Origin of the sequence: Azospirillum humicireducens (assembly GCF_001639105.2) — a bacterium.
Classification (GTDB): domain Bacteria; phylum Pseudomonadota; class Alphaproteobacteria; order Azospirillales; family Azospirillaceae; genus Azospirillum; species Azospirillum humicireducens.
The window spans coordinates 299,261-325,982 of sequence record NZ_CP028905.1; the positions used below are offsets into that span (position 1 = coordinate 299,261).

The following is a 26,722-nucleotide window of genomic DNA, read 5'->3' on the forward strand; positions in this document are numbered from 1 at the left end:
TATGTTCGTTTTTCCGCAGCCTGCTATCGGTCGGGCAACCGCTTCCAAGTCATAGGAGCTCCCGGAGGCTGTGGCGCTTCGCCCCTGTGGCCTCCCCGGTGCCGGCATCAGTGCCGCTCGTGCAGGCAGTGGGCGTGATCGGCCAGAACTTCGATCACATGGCAGCTGCGCACCTCGCCCTGGGCGCAGCCCTCCACCATCCGCCGCACCTCGTCGCGCAGGGCCTCCAGCCGGCTGATCCGGGACTCGATCTCGGCCAGATGCGCGCGGGCCAGAACGTCGGCCTCGTGGCAGGGCCGGCCCGGATCGTCGGCCATGGCCAGCAGCTGGCGGATCGCCTCCACCTCGAAGCCCAGCTCACGGGCATGGCGGATGAAGCGCAGGCGGCGGGCCGACGCCTCGTCGTAGGTGCGCCGGTTGCTGCCGGTGCGCGGTGCCTCCGGCAGCAGTCCGATGCTCTCGTAATAGCGGATGGTCGGAATCTTCACGCCGGTCCGCTTGGCGAGCGCGCCGATGGTCAGGGCCGATGCAGGCATGGCGGTCATTCCCTCCTCAATCCTCCAGTCGCTAGAGAACTTAGGCTCCAGGGGACGTTGATGGCAACGCCTCTGCTCCAAGGCAGGACGCCGCCTCGCGGCAATGGGGGAAGAAGGGAAAAGCAACGTTAAGTTTTGCGCCCCTCCATTTCGGCTTGTTCGCACGGTTCACAACGGCTATCACCCTGCCCCTTAGTCTTGGACCCGTTCGGCAGGGGCATCATCGTGAAGATCCTGTGCGTGATCCCGCATTTCTATCGCCCGAAGGCCGATCATGCCGCCGGCGGAAACAACTCCAGCGACATCAACCGGAAGGCCGAACGCATCGCGATCCTCGGCGAGACCATCTGCGCCTTCCATCAACTCTATGGAAGCCGGCTGGCCGGGCTCGATCATTGGCGCAAGGTCGCCTGGCAGGCGGCGTCGCCGCACCGTGCCGAAATCGACATTCTGGTCTGCACCGTCGGTGACGACCACCTGCTCAATTCTCTGCAGATCAGCCCGGTCCTTTACCGGCGGGCGAAGATGAACGACGATTATCCGCCGACCCGCCTTGGTTTTGCCGCCCATATGGTGATGCGGGAATTGGCGGGGCAGTATGACTGGTACTGCTATGTCGAAGACGACATCGTCATGACCGATCCGCTGTTCTTCCGCAAGCGGGCGTTGTTCGATGCGAAGTTCGGGCCGGAAGCGCTGCTGCAGCCCAACCGCTTCGAGAACGTCTCGCCTTTCGGCTACAAGGTCTATCCGGATTACGTGCTCGGCCGGCCCTGGACAACCAAGCATCAGGACCTGTCCGACCGGCCGGACCTCAGTCTGGACTTCATCGGGGAGCCCGTCCGCTTCGAACGCACCTCCTACCCGGCGGCCGGAAGCTTCTTCCTCAACGCGGCCCAGCTGGAACGCTGGATTTCGCATCCGTCCTTCCTCGACATGGACGAATCCTTCCTGAGCCCGCTCGATTCCGCGGGCACCCTGTCGATCATGAAGACCTTCCGCGTCTACAAGCCGGTCCTCGACCATGGATCCTTCCTGGAGGTGAAGCACGGCTCGCCCCGCTGGGCGCACGTCGTCGGATCGCAGAAGCACCCCATCATCACCAGGAGCGAGCCGTTCACCGGGTTGCCGGACCATGCGCACGAGTCCGACGAAGCGGACGCGGATGCCGGCGGCACGAAGGCGACCGCCACCGGCTGACCGCGCTTTTCCGCTTGATCCTCCAGTCGCTGGAGAATTTAGGCTCCCGTGACGCTGCCGACGGCACGTCACGACAAGGAGCTTCGCCATGCATGGAATGGGGGACGGGGTCCGGACCGGGGACACCGCTTTAAGGACCAGCCGCTACCGGGTCTCCGGCATGGATTGCGGGTCCTGCGCCGCCAAGATCGAGACCGCCTTGCGCCGGGTGCCGGGCATCCGCGAGGTGCGGGTGTCGGTGCCGGGCGGAACGGTGACCGTTTCCCACGAGGCGGTGCTGGGTGCGGACGCCGTTGTCCGGCCGCTGGCCGCCCTCGGTTATGGCGCCGCCCCCGCCGATCCGCTGGCGGAGAGTGCGTCGTCCGCCAGCGGCGGGGGCTGCTGCGGGTCTGCCCACACCCATGACGGCCACTCGCACAGCCACTCGCACAGCCACTCCCACTCCCACTCTCACGCCGATCCGGCCGAGGCGCCCTGGTGGCGCGGGCGCAAGGCGGTGCTGACGCTGGCTGCCGGTGCCGCGCTTGCCTCCGCGACGCTTCTCGGCCTGCTGGTGCCGGGGACGGAGGGCTGGGCCTTCCCGCTGGCGCTGACGGTCGGGCTGGTCCCGGTGGCGCGCCGCGCCCTGGCGGCGGCGCGGGCCGGCACGCCCTTCTCGATCGAGACGCTGATGACGGTCGCCGCCGTCGGCGCGCTCGTCATCGGCGCGGTGGAGGAGGCGGCGACGGTCCTGGTTCTCTTCCTGGTCGGCGAGTTGCTCGAAGGGGTGGCGGCCGGCCGGGCACGGGCCGGCATCCGCGGCCTGACGGCGCTGGTTCCCGACACGGCCCTGCTGGAGGAGGACGGAGCCGCCCCGCGGGCCGTTCCCGCCGCCGGGCTGGCGGTCGGCTCCGTCATCCTCGTCCGCCCCGGCGACCGCGTGGCAGCAGACGGAATCGTGCTGGCCGGCAGCAGCGCCGTCGATGAATCCCCCGTCACCGGCGAAAGCGTGCCGAAACCCAAGGGCGAGGGCGATCCCGTCTTCGCCGGCACCATCAACGCCGACGGCGCGCTGCGCGTCCGCGTCACCGCCGCGGCGCGCGACAACACCATCGCCCGCATCGTCCGTCTGGTGGAGGAGGCGCAGGAGAGCAAGGCTCCGACCGAGCGGCTGATCGACCGCTTCGCCCGCTTCTACACGCCGGGCATCGTCGCGGTGGCGGCCCTGGTCGCCCTGGTGCCGCCGCTGGTGTCCGGCGGCGGCTGGACGGAGTGGATCTACCGCGCCCTGGCGGTGCTGCTGATCGGCTGCCCCTGTGCGCTGGTGATCTCCACCCCGGCGGCCATCGCGGCCGGACTGTCCAACGGCGCCCGGCGCGGCCTGCTGCTGAAGGGCGGTGCGGTGCTGGAGGCGCTCGGCCGCATCACCACCGTTGCCTTCGACAAGACCGGCACCCTGACGGAGGGCAAGCCCCGCGTCACCGACCTGATCCCCTTCGGTGGGATGGAGGGTGGTGCGGGCGAGGCGGAGCTGCTGGCCGCCGCCGCGGCACTGGAGGCCGGGTCGAGCCACCCGCTGGCCCGCGCCATCCTGGCCGCGGCGGCGGAGCGCGGCATCGCCCCGCCGGTGGCTGACGGGGTCACCGCCCTGCCCGGCGCCGGGCTGCAGGGTCGGGTCGGGGGGCTTGCGGTGGCGCTGCTGTCGCCGAAGGCCGCCGCGCCGTCGCTGACGCCCGAGCAGGCGGACCGGATCGCGGCCCTGGCGCAGGCCGGCAAGACGGTCTCGGTCCTGCTGGTCGAGGGCCGTGCTGGGGGGACGGCCGCCGGGCTGATCGCGCTGCGCGACGAACCGCGCCCCGACGCCCGCCAGGGCATCGAGGCGCTGGACCGCGCCGGAATCCGCTCGCTGATGGTGACCGGCGACACCGCCGGAACCGCCGGCGCGGTCGCCGGCCTGCTGGGGGTGGAGGCGCATGCCCAGCTGCTGCCGGAGGACAAGCTGCGCATCGTCCGCGACCTTCAGGCCCGCGGGCAGCGGGTGGCGAAGGTCGGCGACGGCATCAACGACGCCCCGGCGCTCGCCGCCGCCGATGTCGGCATCGCGATGGGCGGCGGCACCGACGTGGCGCTGGAGACGGCCGACGCCGCCATCCTGCACGGCCGGGTCGGCGACGTGGCGGCGATGGTGGCGTTGTCACGCCGCACCATGGCCAACATACGGCAAAACATCGCACTGGCCCTGGGCTTGAAGGCTGTGTTCCTGGTGACCACCGTTCTTGGCGTCACCGGGCTGTGGCCGGCGATCCTGGCGGACACCGGCGCCACCGTGCTGGTCACCGCCAATGCCCTGAGGCTTCTGTCCGTCCGCTCCTGAGCGGATGAGGCAGGACACCGATATGATCTGGAGAGTTCCGATGACGATGACGCGGCGGACGATGGTGTGGGGGGCGGCCCAGGGAGCGCTGATGGCCGTCCTGACGCTCGGTCTCGGAGCCGTGGCGCTGCCGGACATGGTCCGCGCCGCCGCTCCTGCCCCCACCCCCGCCGGCGCTGCGGCGGTCGAGGTCTGGAAGTCCACGGGCTGCGAATGCTGCGACGGCTGGGTGCGTCACATGCGCGCGGCCGGCTTCGACGTCACCGTCCACACCGTCGACGACATGACGCCGGTGAAGCAGGCCGCCGGGGTGCCGGACGAGCTGGGATCCTGCCACACGGCGCGGGTCGGCGGCTATGTGCTGGAAGGCCATGTGCCGGCCGCCGACGTGACGCGCCTGTTGGCCGAACGGCCCCAGGCCCGCGGGCTGTCGGCGCCCGGCATGCCGCAGGACGCCCCCGGCATGGATATGGGCACCGGGCAGCCCTATCAGGTCGTGCTGTTCGGCGGCGCCGGCGGGCCGCAGGTCTTCGCCCGCCATTGACGCCGGCAGGGCCGGGGAGAGGCGGCGGTCACGCCGCCTGGACGGCTGCGGCGATCACGCCGCCTCGGCCACCGGGCTGGGCGGAGCGGCCTTGCGCGGGCGGACCAGCAGGCCGTTGACCATGCCCTGCCCCGGCAGCTCGACGAAGCGGTAGGTCAGCGCCGACAGGGCGATGACCGCCAGCAGATAGCCGACGCCGACCAGATCCATCGTCCAGGCATCGCCGAAGGCGATCAGCCGGTCGGTCTCGCCGCCGATCCGGCGTTCGACGAACAGCGGCCGGCCGAGGGCCCCTTGCGCCACCATCGTGCCCTTCTGCAGCACGGCGATCAGCAGGGCATGCACCATGTAGATCGAGTAGGACCAGGCCCCCAGCCGCTGGAAGGGGGATGTCCCCAGCAGGCGGGAGACCGGCCCGGCTTCGAAGGCGAACACCAGCACCACCAGCCCGAACAGCAGCGGCGCCGCCAGCGACAGGGCGTTGCCCTCCGCGGCCGAGACGAAGATGACCACCGCCAGCAGCGCTCCCGCCTCGGCCAGCCCGCCGGCAGGGCGGGACAACCGCCTGCCGGCGGCCGTCTGATACAGCCGATAGACGAGACAGCCGGTGAAGAAGCCGTACAGGCAGCGGAAATAGCCGTAGTCGATGCTGGTGTCGATGTGGTTGGCGGAGAACCCCATCACCACGCCGGCACCGAGGGCGGCAAGCGCCGCCATCGCCGCGGTCAGCATCCTGCTCCGCCGCACGGTCAGCAACAGGATGGCGAAGGTGATGTAGACGAAGAATTCCGCGCTGATCGACCAGCTCGGGATGTTCCAGCTCCATTGGTCCTCCACCCCCAGCGCATGGACCAGCGCCAGATTGCTGACCAGGGCCGATGGGGCGTAGGCGCCGGTGAAGGCAGCATTCCCCCCCGCCGATCCGGAGAGGGCCTTCATGCATTCCAGCGCCACGAAGGCCAGCAGCACCGCCGCATGCAGCGGCCAGACCCGGCCGAAGCGGCGGACGAGGAAGGACCCGGCCGACGCCGCCCCGCCGATGCGGGCGGAATAGGCGTGGGTGATGACGAAGCCGCTCAAAACAAAGAAAAAATCCACAAAAAGGTAACTGCCGCGCACGAAATCGAACAGGTGGAAATGATCGAGTGTGTGCAAATGGTATAGGGCCACGCATAACGCGCACAGGCCGCGCCATCCGTCGAGTACCGGGAACCGCATAGGGAGCCTCCGGGCTTTTGGTCAAAGGCGCTTCTTGGAAACCTGCATGTAGGGGCAAAAAAACCTACGACCGATTGCGCATGGCCGGAAGGACGCGGGAGGTTTATTCCGAAGGATCGCCGTGCCTACCCAAGGCGGCCGGGATTGCGCTTCCTTCCCGTTCGGGTGGTGTCGGGTCCGTGCTCCCGATGGCCGCCGCCCTGTGGGGGGCATCCTGGCTTGAGACGCGGCTGCCTTAGGGCTGGGACGCATGACCAGCAGGCGGCGGAGCCCGCCTCGATGCACAACGGTGTCAGGGGCGGGACTGGTGATGCCGGCTGCGGTGCTGGGCGAGGCTGACGTCGAAATGCGGGGCGGCGCCGTCGGCGACCTCGATGAAGCGCCCCTGTACCTGGAAGACCGTCTCGATCAGGCCGCTACCGGCCAGCGCGGCCGGTGGGCCGTCGAACATCAAGGTTCCCTGCCGCAGCAGGGAAATGGCGTCGCACACCGCCATCGCCTGATTGATGTCATGAATTGCCATGACGATGGCGACGCCCCGCTCCCGGCTCAGCCGGTGGACGAGATCGAGCACATCCACCTGATGGCCGATGTCGAGGAAAGAGGTCGGTTCGTCAAGAAGCAGGACCTGGGCCTGCTGGGCCAGTGCCGCGGCGATCCAGGCACGTTGGCGTTCGCCGCCCGACAGCTCGCGCAGGCTGCGATCGGCCAGCGCGGTCAGGCCGGTGCCGCCCAACGCCCAGCCGATCGCCTCCTCATCCTCGGGGGAATAGCGGCGGAACAGCCCGACATGGGCGAAGCGCCCCTGGCGGACCAACTGCTCGACGGTCATGTCCTCCGGTGCGGCGGGCTGTTGCGGCAGATAGGCCAGCTTCCGCGCCAGCGTGCGGCGGGGCAGGTCGTGGACGGGGCGTCCGTCGATCTCCACCCGCCCGCCGGTCGGGCGGATCAATCCGGCGATGCTTTGCAGCGCCGTGCTCTTGCCCGAACCGTTCGGCCCGATCAGGCCGCGGATCTCGCCGGGCTGGAGCGACAGGCGGAAATCCGTCAGCGCCCGGCGGCTGCCATAGACGACGGACAGGTCGGAACAGAGAACCGGCATGCTACCCTCAGGGAGTTTTCCGAAGCAGGACGATCAGAACGGGGACGCCCAGCAGGGCGGTGACGACGCCGATCGGGATCTCGTCCGCCCCGCCGATCAGCCGTCCGGCCAGATCCCCGGCGGTGACCACCACGGCCCCCAGCAGGATCGTCACCGGCAGCAGAAGGCGGCGGCGCCGTCCGACGACATGGCGGGCCAGATGCGGCGTCAGCAGTCCGACGAAGGCGATCGGCCCGACCGCCCCCACCGCGCTGGAGGCAAGGCCGCAGGCCAGGCAGAGCACCAGCGTGAAATGCCGGCGGTAGGACAGCCCGAAGGACTGGGCGACCGAGGCGTCGAGGCTCAGCAGGTCGAGCGGGCGCAGGATCGGCGGCAACAGCGCCAGCCCGGCCAGCGTGAAGGGGGCGAGGAAGGCGGCATGGTCCCAACTGCGGGCGTAGAGGCTGCCCGCCAGCCATTCCAGCAGAATTTCGATCCGGGTGGACCCCCAGCCGGCGATGATGCCCATCGCCAGCGCGTGCAGCAGCGCGCCGATCGCCACACCGCACAGGGTGATGCGCATCGGGCCGAGATCGTGACGCAGCGCCAGAAGATGGACCAGCCCGGCCGCTCCCAGCCCGCCGAGCATGCCGACCGCCGGCAGCCAGGCGACCGGCAGTTCCGGCAGGGTGTTGCCGCCCGGCGCATGGCTGTAGACGCTGACCAGCAGGAAGACGGCGACCGCCAGGGTGGCCCCCTGCGAAATCCCCATGATCGACGGATCGGCCAGCGGATTGCGGGTGATCCGTTGCAGCAGCAGGCCGGCGACGGCGAAATTGATCCCGGCCAGCACCCCGGTGGCGACGCGCGGCAGGCGGAAATCGAGCAGGATGGAGCGCGCCATGACGCTGCCGCCGCCGCCCAGCGTGGCGAGGCTGTCGGACAGCGGAATGTCGGCGACGCCCAGCAGGACCGCCAGCGGCAACGCCAGGGCGACCGCCAGCAGGCAGCCGGCCAGGACCAGCCAGCCGGAGCCGGCATGATGGGCGCGGGAGGAGCGGAGCGCGGTCGCGGTGCGGTCCATTCTCAGACCTCGGTCCCGGAGGAGAAGCGGTGCCGGCGGACCAGATGAAGGAAGACCGGGCCGCCGATCAGCGCGGCGACGATGCTGACCGGGATTTCGCGCGGCAGGACGACGGTGCGCGCCACCAGATCGGCGGCCACCACCATGGTGCCGCCCAGTGCCGCGGTCAGCCCGATCAGCCAGCCGGGGCCGGGGGGCTTGAGCAGCCGGGCGATGTGGGGCGAGGCCAACCCGACGAAGGCGACATGCCCGGCGACCGGGGCGACTCCGGCGACCGGCAGCACCGCCAGCAGAAGCAGCACCGGCTTCCACAGGGCGGGGTTCAGGCCCATCCCGGCGGCGGCCTGTTCGCTGAGCGTGAACAGGGTGATGACGCGCAGGCAGGCGAGCGCGCCGGCCAGCCCGATGGCGACCCACGGCGTCATCGCCAGCAGCTGCGGCCAGGAACCGCCCTGGAAGCCGCCCGAAAGCCAGAAGAACAGGGAGGTCGATTGCGGGCCGCTGAGCAGGATCAGATAGGTGGTGACGGCACCCAGGAACAGCGCGACGCTGATCCCGCCCAACGCCAGCCGCATCGGACCGCCCTTCCCGCTGCCGCCCCGCGCGATCCAGGCGGTGGCGGCGGCGGCGGACAGGCCGCCCGCCAGTCCGACCAGCGGGTAATAGGCCGAGGAGAAGCCGGGCAGCAGCACGAAGCACAGCAGGATGGCGGTCACCGCGCCGGAGGTGACGCCGGTCAGCCCCGGCCCGGCCAGCGGATTGCGGGTCAGGATCTGCAACAGCAGGCCGGACACCGCCAGCCCGACGCCGCCGACGAAGGCGCACAGGCTGCGCGGCAGCCGCAGGGTCCAGACCAGGATGGAGTCGATGGCGTCGCTCGGGTGGAGCAGAACCGACAGCAGCGTGTCCGGCCGCAGCGGACGGCTGCCGAGCAGCAGCCCCCAGCCGCCGAGCAGCGCCGCCGTCAGCAGCAGCGCGGCCGTCAGCAGGCCGGGGGACAGCAGCAGCGGACCCGGTGACGGGCGGCTCGCCATCGCGGGTTACTTCCGGACGGAGGCGGGGATCAGCGTCGCCGCCTCGGCCTTGACGTCGATGGCCGGGAAGCGGTCGGGATAGAGGAAATGCGCGGCCTCGCGCAGGACCAGCTCGCGGGCGATCGGGCCGTTCGGCTCGACCCACTCGTCGCCGACATAATGGACGCGGCCGTTCTTCACCGCCGACAGCCGGTTCCAGATCGGGTTGGACTGGTGCGGGCGTTCCGGGCCGGAGTCGTAGACGAAGATCACCTCCGGATCCTTCTCCAGCATCGCTTCCAGGCTCATCTCCAGCCCGAAGCGGCCGCCCTGGACCATCGGTCCGGCGATGTTCTCGCCGCCCAACCTGGTGACGATCCAGGCCGCCATGTTCTCGGTGTGGAAGGTGAAGGGGGTATTGCCCGCCCACATGATCTGGAAGCGCGGGTGCCTGTCCTTCGGCGCCTTGGCGGCATACTCGTCCAGCCGCTTGCTGAAGGCGTCGTTCAGCTCCTGGCCGCGCTGCGGCTGGCCGAACAGGGCGGCCAGCTCCGCCACCTCTTTGAAGCTCTCGCTGGACAGCTCCATGTTGTAGGCTAGATAGGGGGCGATCTTGTCGAACTGGCCGGCGTTGCCCTGGGTGTAGCGCCGCATGGCGACGATCACGTCGGGCTTGGCCTCCGCCAGCAGTTCCAGATTGGGCTTGGCCCGCTGGCCGATCTTCTTCATGCCGGCGGTCAGGCCCAGCAGATAGTCCGGCTCGCGCCCGGCGGTCATGTAGGTGGTGGCGACCGGCATCACCCCGACCGCCAGAGCCACGTCGACGCCGAGATAGGAGACCGCGGCGATGCGCTGCGGCTTGGCCGGAACCTGGACGGTGACGCCGCGGTCATCGACCATGCTGCGGGTCGCGGCATCCTGCGCAAGCGCCGATCCGGCGGTCAGGGCGGCGGCCATTCCCAGGGCGAGGCAGAGTTTCGGCAGGGTCCGGGTCATCTCAGCGTGCTTCCTTTGAAACGAGGGGCGGGGACGCGGTGCCCGTCAGGGGGCGAAGGTCGAGGAAAAAGCGCCGCCACAGCAGCAGGCTGGTGGCGCCGAAGCCGAGGCAGAGGCCGAACCAGACGCCATAGCCGCCCAGCCCCAGCGGATAGGCGCACAGCGCCATGGCGGGAATGCCGATCAGCCAATATCCGATCAGCGTGCCGGTCAGCCCTGCCCTGGTGTTCCCCAGCCCGCGCAGCAGCCCGACGCAGACATTCTGCGATCCCTTGAAATACTGGTGGGCGATGGCGAACCACAGCAGGGTGGTCGCGGTAGCGATCACGGCGGGATCGGCCTCGCCGCCGAGGAAGGGACGCAGCACCGCCGAAGGAACAAGCGCGTAGAGCAGCCCAACCGCCGTCATGATCGACAGGGCGATGGTCATGGCGCGGCGCGCGATCTCGGCCACCTCGTGCCCCTGTCCCTTGCCGATGGCGCGGCTGACCAGGATCGAGGAGCCTTGCGACAGGCCGATGTTGACCTGATAGACGATGTAGGCAAGCTGGTTGACGATGTTGGAGGCGGCGAGCGCCACCGCGCCGAAGCTGCCCATGAACAGGCTGGCGATCGAGGTGATGGCGGCCTCCGACCCGTAGGTCAGGGCGATCGGGGTTCCCATCCCGGCGATGGTCCTCACCGTCGCCCGATCGGCCCGCCAGGCGTCGAGCGCCAGCAGCGGCCCCAGCAGCGGATCCCGCCCGACCGTGCGCAGATAGACCAGGAAGGTCCAGAGCTGCACCAGCGTGGTCGACAGGCCGATGCCGGCCAATCCGAGCCGTGGCAGGCCCAGCCAGCCATAGATGAACAGCGCGTTCAGCAGGGCGTTCACCGCGATGGAGATCAGCGTCACCCGCAGCAGCGACCCGGCCCGGCGCATGCCGACCGCGAATTGCCGCAGCACGTTCAGCCACAGCATCGGCAGCAGGCCGGGGGCGAGCGTCAGCATGATGCCCCGCGCCTGGGCTGCCACCTCCGGCGTCTGGCCGAGCAGCGGCAGCAGCCGGCTCGCCAGCACCAGCAGCAGGGCCGCCGCCGTCGCGGTCAGGGTGGCGACCAGCAGGGCGGAGCGCAGCAGGGCGCGCACCTCGCCGCGGGCGGTGTCGTCCAGCTCCTTCGCGCCGGTGCGCTTCTCTCCGCGCCCGGCGGCGGCGGCGATGAGATTGCCGACCCCCGTCACCATGCCGACGCACATGGTGCGCAGCTGGTTGTAGAGCAGCATCGCCAGACCGCCGGCGGCCACCGCCTGGACACCGAGCAGACCCATCATCAGCAGGTCGGTGCTGGTCAGGGCGACCTGGGCGAACTGGATCCCGGCGATGGGGGCCGACAGCGCGACGATGTCCCGATAGGGATGGAAACGGCTTCGCATGCTGTGGTCAGGCCCGCAATTCGATGTCGGCGGGATGGCTGCGGGGGAAGGTATGGAGCGTCCGAGACTGATTGCAGGCTCTCTTCATACCGATGCCCCTCGTTGAATAGAGCGGATGCTTTTTGATTAATATTTTAAAATTTGACATTCCATCCGCTTTTTTCGCGAATAAATGGCAAATTATTGCCAGTTTCTCGATAGTGTGGTCAATAATCACTGTCGAGACGATGTTTTGTGCGGGTATGTATTTGCCGTTACTCATCCGTCTCGGTCGCTATCTATGACCGAAGCAAAAGCGGTGTCAATGATAATAATTATCAATATCAGAAATTTCAGGCATGCCCCCTGGTCGGGAGCGTCGATCTCCGGCTCCGGTGCAAAGTTGGCCGTCAGGCGGCGGAATGGCTGGATGTTGGAGGTCGCCGGCAAAGGTTGCGACAGAGCCTGGTTGGACGCCGGCCCACAATCCTGTCCGACAACCGGCTGGCCCGCTGCCGGGCGGGCTTATCCCCGGCCGGCGATCCCGCCGGAAGCGGCATTTCCCGCGGCCGGTGCGGCGGTGGTCCCGCGGCGGATCAGGGTCGGCACCAGCGGCGGCGGCGGCGATGGCGGCGATGGCGTGCCGCCCATCAGGCAGCCGAGCAGATAGCCGGCGGCGCGCCGGCCGATCTCGTGATTGTCGATGTGCATGGTGGTCAGCGGCGGGTCCATCTGGCGACTGATGGCAATGTCGTCGAAGCCGGTGATCGACAGGTCTCCCGGCATCGCCAGCCCCATGGCGCGCGCCTCCAGGAGAGCGCCGACCGCCAGATAATCGTTGCCGCAGATCACCGCCGTCGGTCTGGGCTCGGTCTCCAGGATGGCGCGCACGCTCCGGCGGCCGAAGTCGATGCTCCATTCTCCTTCGCACAGATGCTGTGGGCGGATGCCCAGCCCGCGTTCGGCCAATGCATCGCGCACCCCGTCCAGTCGGGCGGCCACACGGTCGTTGCCGGCCGTCGGCTGGACGATGACGCCGATCACCTCATGGCCAAGGTCGAGCAGGTGCCGCGTGATGGTGCGGAAGGCCTGCCGGTTGTCGAAGCCGACGCACGGGTGCGGGCTGTCCGGGCGATGGCTGTAGGTGACGACATAAGGGATATGCCGTGCCTGGATGCTGGGGAACAGATCCGGGCGGTGCGCCTCGCCGACGATGGCAAGCGCCTCCACCCCGCGCGCCAGCATGGCTTGGACATCGTCGAAAGCCTGGTCGCGGTTGTAGTTGAAGCAGCTGAGCAGCAGCGTGATGCCGCGTTCGGCGAAAGCCGTCTGCATCGCCCCGACCTGGGCGGCAAAAACCTCGTTGTCGAGGGTCGGAATGACCGCTCCGACGATCGAGGTGCGGCGCCGGGCCAGTGCACTGCCGGCGGCATGCGGCATCCAGCCCATCGCCTTGGCGGCGGCAAGCACCCGTTCGCGGATCGCCGGTGCGACCTTCTCCGGGCTGTTGAACGCGCGGGAAACGGTGGCGATGGACACCTCGGCGGCCGCGGCCACATCCACCGCGCGCGGCGGGCGCTTGGGCTTCGGCTCACGCTCTGACATCGGCGGCATCTCCATTGGCCAGTGGGGGAACCGTCTGGATGAAAGCGGTTACATATCCACCATACTGCGTCAAGTTTGCCGTTGCATCAGTTCGTGCAGCGATCTATGTAAGCGCTTACATCCGTGACGGACGCGTGAACACACGGCCCCGTCCGCCGACCCGGTTTCCACGGCATCCCACAAGGCCCGCCCCCTGAACGGGCCACCAGAGGAGGAATGGTATGCGCAACGGTCTGTCAGCATTTCTCGCGAGCACCATCACGGCAGGCATGCTGCTGTTCGGCACCCCTTCCACCGCGGCGGAGATCGGCGCCCACACGATGAAGCTCGCCAGTGCCGGGGCGGATGGGTCACCGCTGGCTCTGGGCATGGCGAAGTTCGCCGAGATCGTGAAGGAGAAGAGCGGCGGCAAGATCAAGGTCCAGCTGTTCACCAACGGCGTGCTGGGCGGCGACGTCCAGATGATCTCCGCGCTGCAGGGCGGCATCGTCGAGATGACGGTGCTGAATGCCGGCCTGCTCTCCAGCCTGGACGACAGTTTCGTGCTGGTCGACCTGCCCTTCCAGTTCGATACGCCGAAGGAGGCGGACGCCGTCATGGACGGCCCGGTCGGCAAGGCCCTGCTGGACAAGCTGTCGCCCAAGGGGCTGGTGGGGCTGGGCTATTGGGAATTGGGCTTCCGCCAGCTGACCAACAGCCGCCGCCCGATCGCCAGCGTCGACGACATCGCCGGCCTGAAGATCCGCGTGGTGCAATCGCCCATCTACATCGACCTGTTCAACACGTTGGGTGCCAACGCCGTGCCCCTGCCCTTCCCGGAGGTCTACACCGCGCTGGAAAGCCGGACGGTGGACGGACAGGAGAACCCGGCCCCCAGCATCCTGACCGCCAAGCTGAACGAGGTGCAGAAGTATCTGACCCTCAGCAACCACATGTACAATCCGCAGGCCGTTCTGATCGGCGCGAAGTTCTGGAACAAGCTGAACGAGGACGAGCGCAAGCTGATCCAGGACGCCGCGCTCGAAGCCCGCGATTACGAGCGCCGCGTGTCGCGCGAGCAGGCCGGCAAGGCGGTGGAGGAGCTGAAGGCCAAGGGCATGACCGTCACCGAGCTGGCGCCCGCGGAGATCGAGAAGTTCCGGGCGAAGATCCGCCCGGTGGTGGAGAAGTTCTCGCAGAAGGTCGATCCGGCCCTGATGGCGCAGGCACAGGCGGAAATCGCCAAGGCGCGCGCCGCCCGCTGACCGGTCCATCCGGCAACGGAGCTCGAGTCATCATCCCGGCCTCCATGATGCCGGTTTGCGGAGCAGAACCATGATTGTCGTCTTCGGATCGATCAACCTCGACATGATCTTCGCGATGGACGATCTGCCCGGTGCCGGCCAGACCCTTCTGGCACGGTCGCTGGAGCTGCATCCCGGCGGCAAGGGGGCCAACCAGGCGGTCGCCGCCGCCCGCGAGGGCGCCGCCGTGACCATGGTCGGGGCGGTCGGCGGCGACGGGCTGAAGGAAACCGCGCTGAGCGGCCTGCGCAGCGCCGGGGTCGAACTGTCCCGCGTGGCCGTGACCGACCGGGCGACCGGCACCGCCGCCGTCTGCACCGACGCGGCGGGCCGCAACCAGATCGTCGTCGCCGGCGGGGCCAACCTGCAGGCGCGCGCCGCTCAGGTGGAGGACGCGCTGCTCTTTCCCGGCACCACCCTGCTGGTGCAGATGGAGTCCGATCCCGGCGAGACCGCGGCGCTGATCCTGCGTGCCCGGCGGCTCGGCGCGCGGGTGATCCTGAACCTCGCCCCGGCGGCTCCGCTGCCGCTGCCGGTGCTCAAGGCCGTCGACATCCTGGTGGTGAACGAGGACGAGGCGGCGTGGCTGGGTGCCCATCTGGGATGCGCCGGCGACGCGCCGTCGCTCCGCGGCGTGCTGGGCGGCCGGGTCATCCGCACGCTCGGCGGCGACGGCGTCGAATGGTCGTCCGCCGACGGCAGCGGGCATCAGCCGGCCCCCCCGGTCGCCGTGCGCGACACCACCGGGGCCGGCGATTGCTTCGTCGGGGTCCTGGCGGCCCAGCTCGACCGCGGGCAGCCGCTGGCCGCCGCGATCCGCCGTGCCGCCGGCGCCGCCTCGCTGTCCTGCACGCGGGCCGGCGGACAGGCCAGCCTGCCGGCCGCGGCGGAAACCGACGCTGCGCTCGGCGAGCCGGTCGCCGGCTGACGGTCCCTTCGCCGCGTCCCCGCCGGCATTCTCCCTTCCCTTGCTTTCGCACTCCCTCCCGATTGGAAGAGTCACCCATGGCGCAGCCTGTTGACGGCATCATCCCGGTGATGCTGACCCCCTTCACCGATGCCGGCGAAATCGATTATCCGGGGCTGGACCGGCTGATCGACTGGTATCTGGCCAACGGTGCGGACGCCCTGTTCGCCGTCTGCCAGTCCAGCGAGATGCAGTTCCTGTCGCTGGACGAGCGGGTGCGGCTGGCGAAGGCTGTCGTCGCCAAGGTCGCAGGCCGCGTCCCGGTGGTGGTGTCCGGCCACATCAGCGACGATCTCGACGCCCAGGTGGAGGAACTGACGGCGATGGCCGCCGCCGGCGGCGACGCGCTGGTCCTGGTGACCAACCACCTCGACCCGAAGAACGAGGGGACGGAGGCGTTCCGCCGCCACCTGACGCATCTTCTGGAACGGCTTCCGCAGGACATCCCGCTCGGTCTGTACGAATGCCCGGCCCCCTACCGCCGGCTGTTGACCGACGAGGAATTGCGGCTGTGCATCGACAGCGGCCGCTTCATCCTGCTGAAGGACGTCAGCTGCGACCTGGCCACGGTCAAGCGCCGGCTGGAGATCGCCCGCGGATCGGGGCTTGCGGTCATCAACGCCAACGCGGCGATCGCGCGCGACGCCATGCGGGCGGGATCGCCCGGCTTCACCGGCGTCTTCACCAACATCCATCCGGACCTGTATCGCTGGATGCGGCTGTCGGGTGACCGACATCCCGAGTTGGCGGACGAGCTGGCGACCTTCCTGGTCGTGGCCGCGGTGTCGGAAAGCCTGGGATATCCGGCCTTCGCCAAGATGTATCACCAGCGCATCGGCAGCTTCGGGTCGATCCGCTGCCGGGTGATCGGCTATGACGTGCGCGAAAAGTTCTGGGCGCTCGACGCGGTGCTGGACAAGATCGTCGAAGGCACCGACCGCTTCCGCGCCAAGATCGCGGCGCTGCCCGCCGAGTGATGCCAGCGGTCATGGATGATGACCGCTGGCATCCGGGCCGACCGGCGTGGCGGCGGCCCATGCCGCNGATGTTCGGACCGAAAAGACGATAGGGAGGACCGCATGGGCCGTTTCATCGACGGGTATGTCTTCGTTCTGAAGGTCGCCATGGTGGCCTGCCTCGCCGGCATGCTGGTGCTGGTCTTCGGCAATGTCGTGCTGCGCTACGCCTTCAACAGCGGCATCACCGTCTCGGAGGAGCTCTCGCGGCTTCTGTTCGTCTGGATGACCTTCATGGGCGCGGTCGTGGCCCTGCACCGGCACGGCCATCTCGGCATGGACAGCCTGGTCGCCGTCCTGCCGCGGATGGGACGTCTGGTCTGCTTCTGCGCCAGCCATCTGCTGATGATCTACGCGACCTGGCTGCTGCTGAGCGGCAGCTGGGACCAGACCATCATCAACCTGTCGGTGGCCGCGCCGGCCACCGGGCTGTCGATGGGGGTCTTCTACGGCTCCGGCGTCATGTTCGGCGTTCTGGCGCTGGTGATCCTGGTGGTCAACCTGGTCCGCGCGCTGAGCGGCCGGGTCGCCGACAGCGAACTGATCATGGTGACGGAGTCCGAGGAGGAGACCGACGCCACGCGCGACACGCACACCACGCGCGGCCGCCCGGCCTGACATTCCGGACCGGGCGCCCGGTCCCCGTGTGAAGGAGTATCCGATGACCGTCACCATCTTCCTCGGCTCGCTGTTGGGGGCCATGGCCATCGGCACGCCGATCGCCTTCGCGCTGCTGCTGTGCGGCGTCGCGCTGATGGTCCATCTCGATCTGTTCGACGCCCAGATCGTTGCGCAGAACGTCATCAACGGGGCCGACAGCTACCCCCTGATCGCCGTTCCCTTCTTCATGCTGGCGGGCGAGGTGATGAATGCCGGCGGGCTGTCGCGGCGCATCGTCGCCGTGGCGATGGCCCTGGTCGGCCATGTCCGCGGCGGGCTGGGCTATGTCGCCATCCTCGCCTCCTGCATCCTCGCCAGCCTGTCCGGGTCGGCGGTGGCCGACGCCGCCGCGCTGTCGGCCCTGCTGGTGCCGATGATGGTCCGGGCCGGCCACGACAAGGCGCGCTCCTGCGGACTGATCGCCGCCGGCGGCATCATCGCTCCCATCATCCCGCCCAGCATCGGCTTCATCCTGTTCGGCGTGGTGGCCAACGTGTCGATCACCAAGCTGTTCCTGGCCGGGATCGTGCCGGGCCTGATGCTCGGGCTGGCGCTGGTCGTCGCCTGGTGGCTGGTGGTCCGCCAGGAGGATCTGGTCCCGCCGCCGCGCGCCTCGAAGGCGGAGATCGCAGCGGCGGTCAAGGACGGCGTCTGGGCGCTGATCCTGCCGGCCATCATCATCTTCGGCCTGAAATTCGGCATCTTCACCCCGACCGAAGCGGCGGTGGTGGCGGCGGTCTATGCGCTGTTCGTCGCCCTGGCGGTCTACCGGGAACTCAAGCCGTCCCAACTGTTCGACCTGTTCGCCTCGGCCGCCACGACCACCGCGGTGGTGATGTTCCTGGTCGCTGCGGCCATGGTGTCGGCCTGGATGATCACCATCGCCAACCTGCCGGCCCAGGTCGGCGACATGCTGGCGCCCTTCATGGACGACCCGAAGCTGCTGATGGCGGCCATCATGGTGCTGGTGGTCATCGTGGGAACGGCGATGGACATGGCGCCGACCATCCTGATCCTGACGCCCGTGCTGATGCCGGTCATCAAGCAGGCCGGCATCGACCCCGTCTATTTCGGCGTGCTGTTCATCATCAACAACGCGATCGGGTTGATCACTCCGCCGGTCGGCACCGTGCTGAACGTCGTGGCCGGCGTCGCGAAGCTCAATATGGGCAGCCTGATGCGCGGGGTCTGGCCCTTCCTGATCGCGCAGCTGGCGGTGCTCGCCCTCCTGGTTCTGTTCCCGTCGCTGGTCATGGTTCCGGCCCGCTGGTTCGCAGGCTGAGGAGAGGATTGAACACCGCTCCGGTTCAGCCGGCGCCGAGCCGGTGAGCCGGTGACGGTGATCGACGGCAGGCGGGTGGAGGATGGTCCTGGGCTTGGGCGGGAGGAGTGTCGATGAAAAGGCCCAAGGCCGTGAAAGCGATGGATTTTGGCCAGTGACGAATCGTTGTGAAGTGGTGCCGGGCATGGACCCGGTGCGCCCGGAGCCCGCCTGCGTGCGGCATGGGAACATCCGTTCCAAAAAGGGGGCGGTGCCTGGCACGCCCCTTCGTCAGTAGTGTTGGCATGAGTGCGTTATGGCTTCGACAAGTCCGACGGGGAATTGTAACTGTCTGGCTGTATGATAAAAATATTTTCCATCATGTTATTTATAGAATTATTCTCTTGATGCCATTTCATATTGTTTGGCGATGTATTGACAGACAGCTCCATTAACGTCTTGGCGACACCGATTTGTTTGATCGCCTCTTCTTTTCTTTCCAAAATCCAATTTGCTTTGGCAAGTCCGGCCAGGCAAACTGCAAGATCATGTTTGGCGATAATATTTTTCTGGTCTTTCTCCACCATTTTGGAGCGCAGATCCTGGCAATCTTCGAAATGGCTTTTTGCCTGATGCGGGTCCGACTCTGTCAGATAGGAGTTCCCAAGGTTCTCATGGGAATGTGCCAGATCGTTCCACAATCTGAGTTGGTTGGGCTGGCGGCTGGCATATGATTCCGAGACCTCCAGCGATTTTTTGAAGTGATCTATCGATTCCTGGACCATATTTTTCTTGAAAAGTATGTTTCCAACCTTGTTGAAGGCGAGGGAAAGGCCGGAGGCAACTTCGATGTCGTCTGGATATCTTTCAAGAAGCGCCTTGCGCAACGTCAGCGCACGGGAGAACGCAGCCTCCGCATGGTCCCATTGCTGCCGGTCGCTGTAGATGTTTCCGTTCCGGATGTAGGACATCGAAAGCGCTACGGATGCCTTTTGATCGCTTTGGTCGATGGCAAACAGCCGCTCGCGCAACGCAGAGGAGGCTTCATAATGCACAAGCGCTCCAACCTTATCCCCGCGTGCTCGCATGGCATCGCCCAGTAAGTCGTTGCTGATCGCCATGGCCAGGAAAGCGGAGGGCGGCGGGTCGGGCTGCTCCAGAAGGGGTTTGAGGGATGCAAGAGCGCCCTTGGCCTTTTCCTCCGCAATGTCCAGCTTGCCGACGGTGACGAGGGTCTGGGCCATGCTGTTCAGCAGCCTGCCCTGCAACAGGGTTACCCGATCCGACCTGTCGCCGCTGGCGGTCAGCCGATTCAGCATCTCCTGCGATAGCTTCTCGATGTGCGTCCTTGCTTCAACCGGCATGGTGGTCAGCATTCGCAGGCGCTCGCCCAGTTCGACCACCGACATGTCGGCGACGTCTGACACCAGCGTCAGACTTGCCTGGGCCCGCTCTTCCGCGGCGGTGGCCTCTAGGTACTTCTCGTAGCTGACCGCAGCCAGGACCGTAGCGACGAAGGCAAGGGCTGCGAAGCAGACGACGGCCAAAGCCTTGTTGCGTTCGCTTTTCCGTCCCGCAGCCAGCGATGCGGCAACGAAATCGACGGTCCCTTGCGTCAGATCGTCCCGCCTTCGGGCGAGAAGATCTTCTGCCTCGCTCAAGGGCAGGCCGGGTTTCAAGAGCCGGCTGTCGCGATCGCGCACACCGGCGGCTCGCCAGAGCCGTTCTGCCGATTCCAGGCGGGCGCGGACCTGAAGGTCTTGGCGGTCCCTGTCCATTCGGTCGCGGGCGAGCGGCCAGTGGGTCAGCAACGCTTCATGCACCAACCGGATCTGCAACCCGTCGCCCGCATCTTCGACTTCGAGCAGGCGGGCCTCGGGTGCCGTGAGCGCGTCGATCAGCGCGCGGTAGGGGGAGCCTTCCGGGAAACGCGACAGGGGGGCCGGATGGGAGGTGACCGTTCCAGCCGCATCCGCCCTGACCGTGACAAGCGCACGCAGAAGGTTGGGCAGGGCGCTCCGTGCGGCGTCGGGAAGCGTTCCCACGACCGTGTCCGCATGGCGGCCGATTGCTCCTTCCAACCCGCCGATCTCGTGATAGGCTTCGTAGGTCAGGACACCCTGCTTCGTGCGGCGATGCCAGAGCTGATCGAGCATGAACTCCAGCAGCGGCAAGGCGGCCGGGTTGCGTCCGGCAGTCTCGCACAGGACGTCGTCGAGCCCGATGCCCCGCTGATCGACCTCGTAACGCAGATCGGCCTCCCTTGCGGGTTGGCGGATGATTTGCCCGATCTCCAATGCATCCGGCGGACGTAGCGAATAGCGTGAGTCGCCGTCGGCCAGGGCGGCCAGTTCCGGGACGCCATCCAGCCGATCAACGAAATCGGACCGCATCACCGCGATCACCCAGATCGATTTCGATTGGACGAGAGCGGTCAGGGCTTGGGCAAGGGCTCGCCGCCCCGCATCGGTCAGGCTGTTCAGCGTGAACAGTTCCTCGAACTGGTCGATCACCAGAACGAGCCGCGCTTCCGCCGACCCGGTCAATCCGGCTGCATCGGAGGCGGCGGCCATTCCCTGCTCGATGGCCAAACAGCATTTGTCGGCGTTGTCGGCGGTCAGAGCGGCGGCCAGCAGTTGCGGGTGCCAGTGTTGCGACCGCAGCTCGGGAAGTCCCTCCCCTGTCATGAGTGCGGTGGCCAGGGCAACGACCGGGTCGCCGTCCGTCAGCATCGACGGCCGTACCGTCACCGTACGGCACAAGGCGACGTTGCCGGCCATTCCCGGCAGCTTCAGATCCGGCAGCAGACCCGCATTGATGAGCGAGGATTTTCCCGTGCCGGATGCGCCGGTGACCAGCAGGAACCTGTGGCCGCGCTCCTGCTGGCGGATCAACCGCTCGCGCAGTTCGTTGCGCGCTCTGGCGCGACCGAAGAAGACGGGGGCGTGCTCGGCCTCAAAAGCGCTCAATCCAAGGAAGGGGCTGCCGCGATGCCAGCGGATCGTGGCCGGAAGCGATTGGCCGCCAGCAGATTCCAGCCGCCGCCGCAAAAGGCCCCGCAGATGGGTTTCCAGCCGCTCCTCGAACTCGACCGTGTCGGCGACCGTGTGGATGGCGGCGGTAAACTCCGCTTCGGGCCCCTGGCGGATCCAACGCAGGAAAAACTCTTCCAGCATGTCCTGCTGGATCAGCTTCTCCTTCAGGCGGGCGCGGTCGTTGAGATTCGCATTAACCTCCGCCGTCTTCCTGTAGAGCAGCAGACTGGGCCGCCGGACCTGGCGGTAGGCAAACAGCGCGTCCTCGAATTCCCATTCCGTGCCGGTGACCGGCACTTTGCCGGACACCTTTCCGATGAAGCGGTCGGTCGGCAGCGGAACGCCCAACTGCGACCACAGGATGACGATGACGATGTCGGTTTCGTGCGGTTCCGGGATGTTCTCCCGATCCTGGAAATGATGGGTTGCAAACAGCGGCTCGTTTTCCCAGAGAACGGCTTCGAGGCGGAAATGATGGGCAAACTCCCGGTCGAGCCGCTGTACGATTCGTTGTGCCACGAGCCGCTCGGGACGGACATCCGAGGGGGACGAGATGAAGACGCGCAAGGTATCGTCCGCTGCCACTCGCTCCCCCATTTCCGCAGATCTTTAATGCAACCTGAAACCCATGCGCTTCCATAAGACAATCCGCAAGATTGTGATTCCGCAGAGATCTGCCTGTCAACGAGATCGGATTTCTCGGGCGAAGGATCTGTGAAGCGCCACGACAGTTTTCTGGCCTAGCCCTCCCAATCCTCCGAGAGATCAAGGAGATACAGGGGGGTGGGCGGCGCTGGACCTCGTGTCGGGGCATATCCGATGGGCGTGTTCCGCCAATGCCGCCCCGTCGCGACAAGGGACTCGGCCAGGAAGGAGTCGGTTGCGGCGATCGTCCCTTCCGGCGTGACCGGCCGGTTCGCGACCGCCCAGCTCTCCCGCAGGATCCGGTCGTAGGGTTGGTCGAGCGTGCTGGACGCGAGGTCCAGCAGAAGCGGGGTGCGTCTGCCGGCTCGGATCCTCTGCCGTTGCAGCAGGGCGGCGGCCTTCATCGCCGTACTCGCGCTGTCGAAAAGCCAGGCCCGTTCCGCCGGCGCGATGGCAATCGAGGCCAACGGGAGCCGAGCCTTTACCCAAGCGTCGTCCGCTGGCATCGAAGCGGACTCCGGATCGTCCGTTCCGATCATGACCGCCGGAATCGGTTGAGCCGCCAGGGGCGTGGCGACGCCCTGCGCCTGATGCCACCGGCAGGGAATGGAGGTGCTTGTCTGTCCCAGCCTTTTCCATTCGGCAACCGCCAGGGCGGTTCCGCCGCCTTCCGCAGGGGTCGTTTCGTTCCAGACGGCGAATTGGGTTGCCGGCGCCTCCAGTTCGCGCGCCTGTCGCAGTGCCGATCCTATGGCGATCCGATCCGCCCAGGCAAAGGAAAGAGGGCGGTCCACCTTGTCCCATGGCATGGTAATCACCCGATGCGCCCCGTCGAGGCACCGCTGGAAACGGGCGATCCAGGTCCGTCCTCCCTGCTTTACGGAACGGTCGACGAAGTCTTCGGGCGCACAGGGCAGCACGACGGTCAGTTCGGCGCCCTGCCGAAGCAGCGTTTCGGCAACCAGGAGATCGCTGCCGCAGGCAAGCGAGCCATGGCCCCACCGGATGGGAATGCGGGCCAGCTGCCGCTCGATGGCCCGTGCCGTGGCGGCGACGTCCTCCGAAGCGGAATCCGGCATGACGAGATGGCCGGTGAAGTGAATGACCGTTCCCTGGGCCGCGTTGGCCAGGACGGTGGCGGTTTCGATTCCCATGGCCCGGCCGATCATCCGGATCTGTCGGCGGCTGCCGGCGATCGCGTCCGGGTTGGCGTCGGCCGCCCGAACCGGCGTCCCAGGTCCGGCAGGCAGCGGGCGAGACGGGTTTCGACCAGTCCGATGAACGCCACGTCCGTCAGGACGGCGGCCATGCGCCGCCGCCGCCCGGCGGTCAGCGTCGCCAGCTTCGAGGCCAATGGATGGCCCTGCCGCTCCAGGGTGGCCCGGATCGCCGACCCCGGAATCGTGACGGCCGACAGTGTCGTCAGGGCAAACATGTCGGTGACGCGCTGCGGTTTCTCACCGTTTCCAGGGAGCTCGAACTCGCCGACCACCTCGCCCGGTCCCGCCCAGTCGAAGACGATGCGCTTGTCCTGGTCCGGTGCAGTCAGCCCGACCGCAACGATTCCGCTGGCGATCAGACAGAGCGTGTCGTCCAGGTCTTCGCTGCCGCAGACCGCTTCGCTCCCGTCGCAGAGGCGGGTGCTTGCGGCTGCCGTAAGGTCTTCGATCGCTTCCGCGGTCATTCCGTCGAAAAGCGCACAGGTGCGGATCGTTTGGCGGCAGTGATCGCGTGTGGCGGTAGCGGATTGCAACGAGGCCGCGGTGGGCGGTTGCGCAGACTGCAAGTGCTTGTCATCCGTTCTTGTACGCATGTTTCGGCATCTGCCCGATGCTGCGTCGTGTTTCGTGAAATCGATCTAAGCAGGTTTTCCGAACTCCGCCCCCAGATGNCGGGATCCGGTCGGACAACCCGCAAAAACATATCATTTCTGTGAATCGATTCGCCTCGCCGTCTCCGGCCGTATGGGAGGCTCGCCTCACCCCAGACGGATTGGAGGAGGCTTGCCATGAAGATCGCTTCGGCCCTGCCTGTCGTTGGCCTTGTCCTCGCATTGACCTGTGCATTCGCCCCGGTCGCCGCGCGTGCCGGAGCCGTCGAGGTCGCCCAGCGCATCGCCACCGGAGACAGCCGCGCCGAGGTCGTCGCCAAGATCGGCCATGAGCCCCGGATCGTTCAGACCAGCCGGTGGCTCGGGATCGAGATCGAAGAGCTTCTCTTCAATGTAAGTTTCACGGAAGCGGTCGTCGTGCGGCTGGTGGTTGGCCGGACGGTCGCCGTGGAGACCCGGCCCCTGTCGATGTTCAACAACTTTTAGCCATGGAGGTGATCGTCATGTTCAAGAAACCCGGCAACACGGTCAGTCCGTATCAGATGACGCCGGAGAACCTCGATCTCAAAACGCCCGCTGGAATCGGCAAGGGCATCGGGTTCATGGGAAACCTGCGGGTCGGCAGAGCCGAACGGGCGGCGAAGGAGGAGGTCCAGACCCAGATCGCCGTCGATACCGCCAAGGCGGCCGGCGACATCGCCATGCTGGGATTGCAGCAGCAGGTCACGATGATGAAGGGCGCGCTCGCAACGCGGGCGGTGAGCGGAATGGCGGCGCTTGCGACCGAACAGACCGCCTCCTTTGCCCAGGGTATCCAGCAGGTCCGTGCGGTGCATGTCGAGGCTGTCCGCAGCCAGTTCGAGCAACGGGCGGAAAGCCTGCGGATGGTCGACGCCGTTGCCGGCAAGGGGATGCTGATGGCGGGGGAGGCGGACAACGCCCGCGCCTACATCGCCGATCTCTACGAACGGGACACCGAACGGATTAGCGCGAATGTCGAACGGTCCATGGACGCGATGTCGGCGCACATGAACCGTACGACCGATCACATCCTGAACATCAACCGGAAGCACTGACGCCGCCGGCATCCATCGATTCAACCGTAGAGAAGGAGCGGAGACCATGACCGAATCCGAAGAACAGACCGAAGCCGTGCCCGTCCTGGCGGAGGTTCCGCCGACGCTTCCGACCCCGGTCGAACTGGCGCGCAATGCCATCGCCCGCGCCTCGGCGCGAGCCACCGCGACCCACCTCGCCCTGGCTGCCGCCTTCAACCGCGACGTGGCTGCCCGGTTTCCGTCGAACGGGGAGAGCAATCCGCCGGAGATCCGGAGCCTCAACGGGGCGATCGCCGATGATTTCACGGCCCGGATGGAGGCCCGCAATCTGATGTTGGCGGAGGCTTTGCAGCAGGTGGCCTTCTCCCACATCGAGGAGGCCCACGGGATCGTCGATAGCCTCCTGTACCCGCGCCGCCAGGATACCAGGGACTGACGGGTTCGAGCGCTGTCTTGATGCGAATGCCATAGGCAATCTCCCCGCCCATTCGGGCACCGCCACCGTTGCGGCGTGCGACCGCTCGACCGATCTGGCCGCACGTCCACCGGTATGATTTCCGGGGATGCACCATGATGACTTTCTTCTGTACGCTGCTCGGCTACAGCCGCGAACGTCTGGACAACCATGAGGCGGAGAGCAACAGCGTGGCGTTGGCGCCGGCAGGGTTGCTGCTGGTTTCCATGGGCATCGCCTCCTTCGCCATGGGGCTTTTCACCTACATCAGTCTTCCGCCCGGCATGAGTCCGTTCGGGCGCTGGTGTGCGGCGATCGGCGCCGGGTTGCTGTGGGGGTTCCTGATCGGCGTCATCGACCGCGCCCTCATTGTCGCCAGCAACTCGCTGGGTGGCCGCGGCTGGTTCATCAAGACGCTTCTGGTGGCGTTCCGTTTGGGGGTCGCCCTGATCGTTTCCGGCCAGTTCGCCGAGCAGATCGTCCTGTGGTACTACAGCGCGCCGATTCAGGATGCCGCGCGGGAGATCGCCAACGAGAAGCGCCTCAACCAGCGTGAGCAGCTTCGGGCAGCGCATGGGATTGCCGCCCTTGAATCCGAGGTGACCCAGCTTCAGACTCAAGGTCTCGCGTTCGAGCAACGCTTGCGCACAGCACCGCCCGACCTGCAGGCGATCCTCGCCAAGATTGGGCCTTGCGACGCCCAGGTCCGGCAGATCGATGCCCGGCTCAAGCAGGTGCCGATCCGGCCGGACCAGCGCACGAAGCTCCAGGATGCCCTCCAGGCGCAGCAGCGCGCCTGCAAAACGCTGCGCGCCAACGCCGACGCGCTGCAGGATCGGCACTTCGGCAACCTGCGCAAGCTCGAGGCCGACAACGTCGCGGCGCTTTCCAAGGCCCGCGCCAATCTGGACAAGGCCCGCCAGTCGTTCGACGCGGAGGTCGCCAGCCAGGCGGAGCAGGTTGCGGCGTCGAGCGTCGACAGCTCGAATCGCGACGTCGCCTTTGCCCGTGCGAAGGCCGCCCATCCGGAGGTGGCGTCAGGCGCGCGGGCGCTCTTCCTGTTCCTGCTGGTCTTCGAAATGCTGCCGCTGCTTCTGAAGACGATGACCCTCAACAATCCGGTGTCGCTCGAAGTCCAGGCCATCCTGGCGCAGGGCGCGGCCACTGCGCAGGCGCAGATCGAGTGGATCAAGCTCATCGCGCGTGCGCAGAGCCAAGCGCGGGCGACGGGCGAGGTCCAGGCCGCGGCCCTGGAAAACGAAATTCACCATGCCAAGGCGCTGATGCCGGTATTCACATTCGAGGGCTTCCTCAAGCACCATGCCGATGCCGGACGCCGGGCGCGCCGTATGGCCAACGACAACCCGTCGATGCAGGCCCAGTCGATGGCAGGCTTTACCGATGCCTTGCGCCGCTCGTTCGAACGGCTGGACGAGCCACGGACCCGGCGATCGACCGCTACCTGATCGATGCCCGAGCAGGCCGGGTT

At 67.3% G+C, this 26,722-nt stretch carries 23 protein-coding genes; 12 read left to right on the forward strand and 11 right to left on the reverse strand.

The window, feature by feature from the left end:
* Nucleotides 1-107: 107 nt before the first annotated feature.
* Entirely contained in the window at nucleotides 108-545 is a 438-nt protein-coding gene (locus tag A6A40_RS24265; RefSeq protein ID WP_108548440.1) for a MerR family transcriptional regulator, read from the reverse strand.
* A gap of 216 nt (nucleotides 546-761) precedes the next feature.
* Here A6A40_RS24265 and A6A40_RS24270 point away from each other — a divergent pair, with 216 nt between their 5' ends.
* The 3 genes from A6A40_RS24270 to A6A40_RS24280 all read left to right on the forward strand — a co-directional run bounded on the left by A6A40_RS24270 (nucleotide 762) and on the right by A6A40_RS24280 (nucleotide 4,633).
* Nucleotides 762-1,736 (forward strand): calcium-binding protein, encoded by a 975-nt coding sequence (locus A6A40_RS24270; protein ID WP_146191643.1) that lies wholly within the window; start codon nucleotides 762-764, stop codon nucleotides 1,734-1,736.
* Between the two features lie 97 nt (nucleotides 1,737-1,833).
* Nucleotides 1,834-4,089 carry a heavy metal translocating P-type ATPase gene (locus A6A40_RS24275; RefSeq protein ID WP_108548442.1) on the forward strand — a complete coding sequence of 752 codons (2,256 nt, stop codon included), beginning with the start codon at nucleotides 1,834-1,836 and terminating at the stop codon, nucleotides 4,087-4,089.
* 40 nt (nucleotides 4,090-4,129) lie between these two features.
* Nucleotides 4,130-4,633: a DUF411 domain-containing protein gene (locus A6A40_RS24280; protein ID WP_108548443.1), complete on the forward strand. Its 504-nt coding sequence runs from the start codon at nucleotides 4,130-4,132 to the stop codon at nucleotides 4,631-4,633.
* Between the two features lie 54 nt (nucleotides 4,634-4,687).
* Here the strand turns inward: A6A40_RS24280 and A6A40_RS24285 are convergent, their stop codons facing one another.
* From A6A40_RS24285 to A6A40_RS24315, 7 genes are all read right to left on the reverse strand, one after another.
* Nucleotides 4,688-5,851, reverse strand: a complete 1,164-nt coding sequence (locus tag A6A40_RS24285) for an acyltransferase family protein (protein ID WP_108548444.1) — start codon at nucleotides 5,849-5,851, stop codon at nucleotides 4,688-4,690.
* A gap of 292 nt (nucleotides 5,852-6,143) precedes the next feature.
* Nucleotides 6,144-6,953 (reverse strand): ABC transporter ATP-binding protein, encoded by an 810-nt coding sequence (locus A6A40_RS24290; protein ID WP_108548445.1) that lies wholly within the window; start codon nucleotides 6,951-6,953, stop codon nucleotides 6,144-6,146.
* Nucleotides 6,954-6,960: 7 nt separating this feature from the next.
* Nucleotides 6,961-8,016 (reverse strand): FecCD family ABC transporter permease, encoded by a 1,056-nt coding sequence (locus A6A40_RS24295; protein ID WP_167562524.1) that lies wholly within the window; start codon nucleotides 8,014-8,016, stop codon nucleotides 6,961-6,963.
* A gap of 2 nt (nucleotides 8,017-8,018) precedes the next feature.
* Entirely contained in the window at nucleotides 8,019-9,050 is a 1,032-nt protein-coding gene (locus tag A6A40_RS24300; RefSeq protein WP_108548446.1) for a FecCD family ABC transporter permease, read from the reverse strand.
* 6 nt (nucleotides 9,051-9,056) lie between these two features.
* A complete protein-coding gene (locus A6A40_RS24305) occupies nucleotides 9,057-10,025 on the reverse strand; it encodes an ABC transporter substrate-binding protein (protein WP_108548447.1) in 969 nt (322 codons plus the stop codon).
* Nucleotide 10,026: 1 nt separating this feature from the next.
* On the reverse strand, nucleotides 10,027-11,439 hold the full coding sequence (locus A6A40_RS24310; protein WP_108548448.1) for an MATE family efflux transporter: 1,413 nt from the start codon (nucleotides 11,437-11,439) through the stop codon (nucleotides 10,027-10,029).
* Between the two features lie 504 nt (nucleotides 11,440-11,943).
* Nucleotides 11,944-13,023: a LacI family DNA-binding transcriptional regulator gene (locus tag A6A40_RS24315; RefSeq protein WP_108548497.1), complete on the reverse strand. Its 1,080-nt coding sequence runs from the start codon at nucleotides 13,021-13,023 to the stop codon at nucleotides 11,944-11,946.
* 221 nt (nucleotides 13,024-13,244) lie between these two features.
* On the opposite strand from A6A40_RS24315, the gene A6A40_RS24320 reads away from it, so the two are divergent.
* The 5 genes from A6A40_RS24320 to A6A40_RS24340 all read left to right on the forward strand — a co-directional run bounded on the left by A6A40_RS24320 (nucleotide 13,245) and on the right by A6A40_RS24340 (nucleotide 18,231).
* Nucleotides 13,245-14,267: a TRAP transporter substrate-binding protein gene (locus A6A40_RS24320; protein WP_108548449.1), complete on the forward strand. Its 1,023-nt coding sequence runs from the start codon at nucleotides 13,245-13,247 to the stop codon at nucleotides 14,265-14,267.
* A gap of 70 nt (nucleotides 14,268-14,337) precedes the next feature.
* Nucleotides 14,338-15,234, forward strand: a complete 897-nt coding sequence (locus A6A40_RS24325; protein ID WP_108548450.1) for a ribokinase — start codon at nucleotides 14,338-14,340, stop codon at nucleotides 15,232-15,234.
* A gap of 77 nt (nucleotides 15,235-15,311) precedes the next feature.
* Nucleotides 15,312-16,250: a dihydrodipicolinate synthase family protein gene (locus tag A6A40_RS24330; protein WP_108548451.1), complete on the forward strand. Its 939-nt coding sequence runs from the start codon at nucleotides 15,312-15,314 to the stop codon at nucleotides 16,248-16,250.
* Between the two features lie 102 nt (nucleotides 16,251-16,352).
* Nucleotides 16,353-16,907 (forward strand): TRAP transporter small permease, encoded by a 555-nt coding sequence (locus A6A40_RS24335; RefSeq protein ID WP_108548452.1) that lies wholly within the window; start codon nucleotides 16,353-16,355, stop codon nucleotides 16,905-16,907.
* Nucleotides 16,908-16,950: 43 nt separating this feature from the next.
* Nucleotides 16,951-18,231, forward strand: a complete 1,281-nt coding sequence (locus A6A40_RS24340; RefSeq protein ID WP_108548453.1) for a TRAP transporter large permease subunit — start codon at nucleotides 16,951-16,953, stop codon at nucleotides 18,229-18,231.
* A gap of 293 nt (nucleotides 18,232-18,524) precedes the next feature.
* Here the strand turns inward: A6A40_RS24340 and A6A40_RS24345 are convergent, their stop codons facing one another.
* The 3 genes from A6A40_RS24345 to A6A40_RS24355 all read right to left on the reverse strand — a co-directional run bounded on the left by A6A40_RS24345 (nucleotide 18,525) and on the right by A6A40_RS24355 (nucleotide 23,703).
* Nucleotides 18,525-21,830: an ATP-binding protein gene (locus A6A40_RS24345; RefSeq protein ID WP_158279368.1), complete on the reverse strand. Its 3,306-nt coding sequence runs from the start codon at nucleotides 21,828-21,830 to the stop codon at nucleotides 18,525-18,527.
* 155 nt (nucleotides 21,831-21,985) lie between these two features.
* Nucleotides 21,986-23,044, reverse strand: coding sequence for a hypothetical protein (locus A6A40_RS24350; RefSeq protein WP_146191644.1), 1,059 nt, complete (start codon nucleotides 23,042-23,044; stop codon nucleotides 21,986-21,988).
* An 11-nt stretch (nucleotides 23,045-23,055) separates the two neighbouring features.
* Nucleotides 23,056-23,703: a Crp/Fnr family transcriptional regulator gene (locus tag A6A40_RS24355; RefSeq protein ID WP_146191645.1), complete on the reverse strand. Its 648-nt coding sequence runs from the start codon at nucleotides 23,701-23,703 to the stop codon at nucleotides 23,056-23,058.
* Between the two features lie 195 nt (nucleotides 23,704-23,898).
* Between A6A40_RS24355 and A6A40_RS24360 the strand changes: the two genes are divergently transcribed.
* The 4 genes from A6A40_RS24360 to A6A40_RS24375 all read left to right on the forward strand — a co-directional run bounded on the left by A6A40_RS24360 (nucleotide 23,899) and on the right by A6A40_RS24375 (nucleotide 26,699).
* On the forward strand, nucleotides 23,899-24,207 hold the full coding sequence (locus A6A40_RS24360) for a hypothetical protein (RefSeq protein ID WP_108548457.1): 309 nt from the start codon (nucleotides 23,899-23,901) through the stop codon (nucleotides 24,205-24,207).
* A 17-nt stretch (nucleotides 24,208-24,224) separates the two neighbouring features.
* A complete protein-coding gene (locus tag A6A40_RS24365; protein WP_146191646.1) occupies nucleotides 24,225-24,797 on the forward strand; it encodes a hypothetical protein in 573 nt (190 codons plus the stop codon).
* A gap of 46 nt (nucleotides 24,798-24,843) precedes the next feature.
* Nucleotides 24,844-25,215, forward strand: coding sequence for a hypothetical protein (locus A6A40_RS24370; RefSeq protein WP_108548459.1), 372 nt, complete (start codon nucleotides 24,844-24,846; stop codon nucleotides 25,213-25,215).
* A 134-nt stretch (nucleotides 25,216-25,349) separates the two neighbouring features.
* Nucleotides 25,350-26,699 (forward strand): DUF4407 domain-containing protein, encoded by a 1,350-nt coding sequence (locus A6A40_RS24375; protein WP_108548460.1) that lies wholly within the window; start codon nucleotides 25,350-25,352, stop codon nucleotides 26,697-26,699.
* The last annotated feature ends 23 nt before the right edge of the window (nucleotides 26,700-26,722 follow it).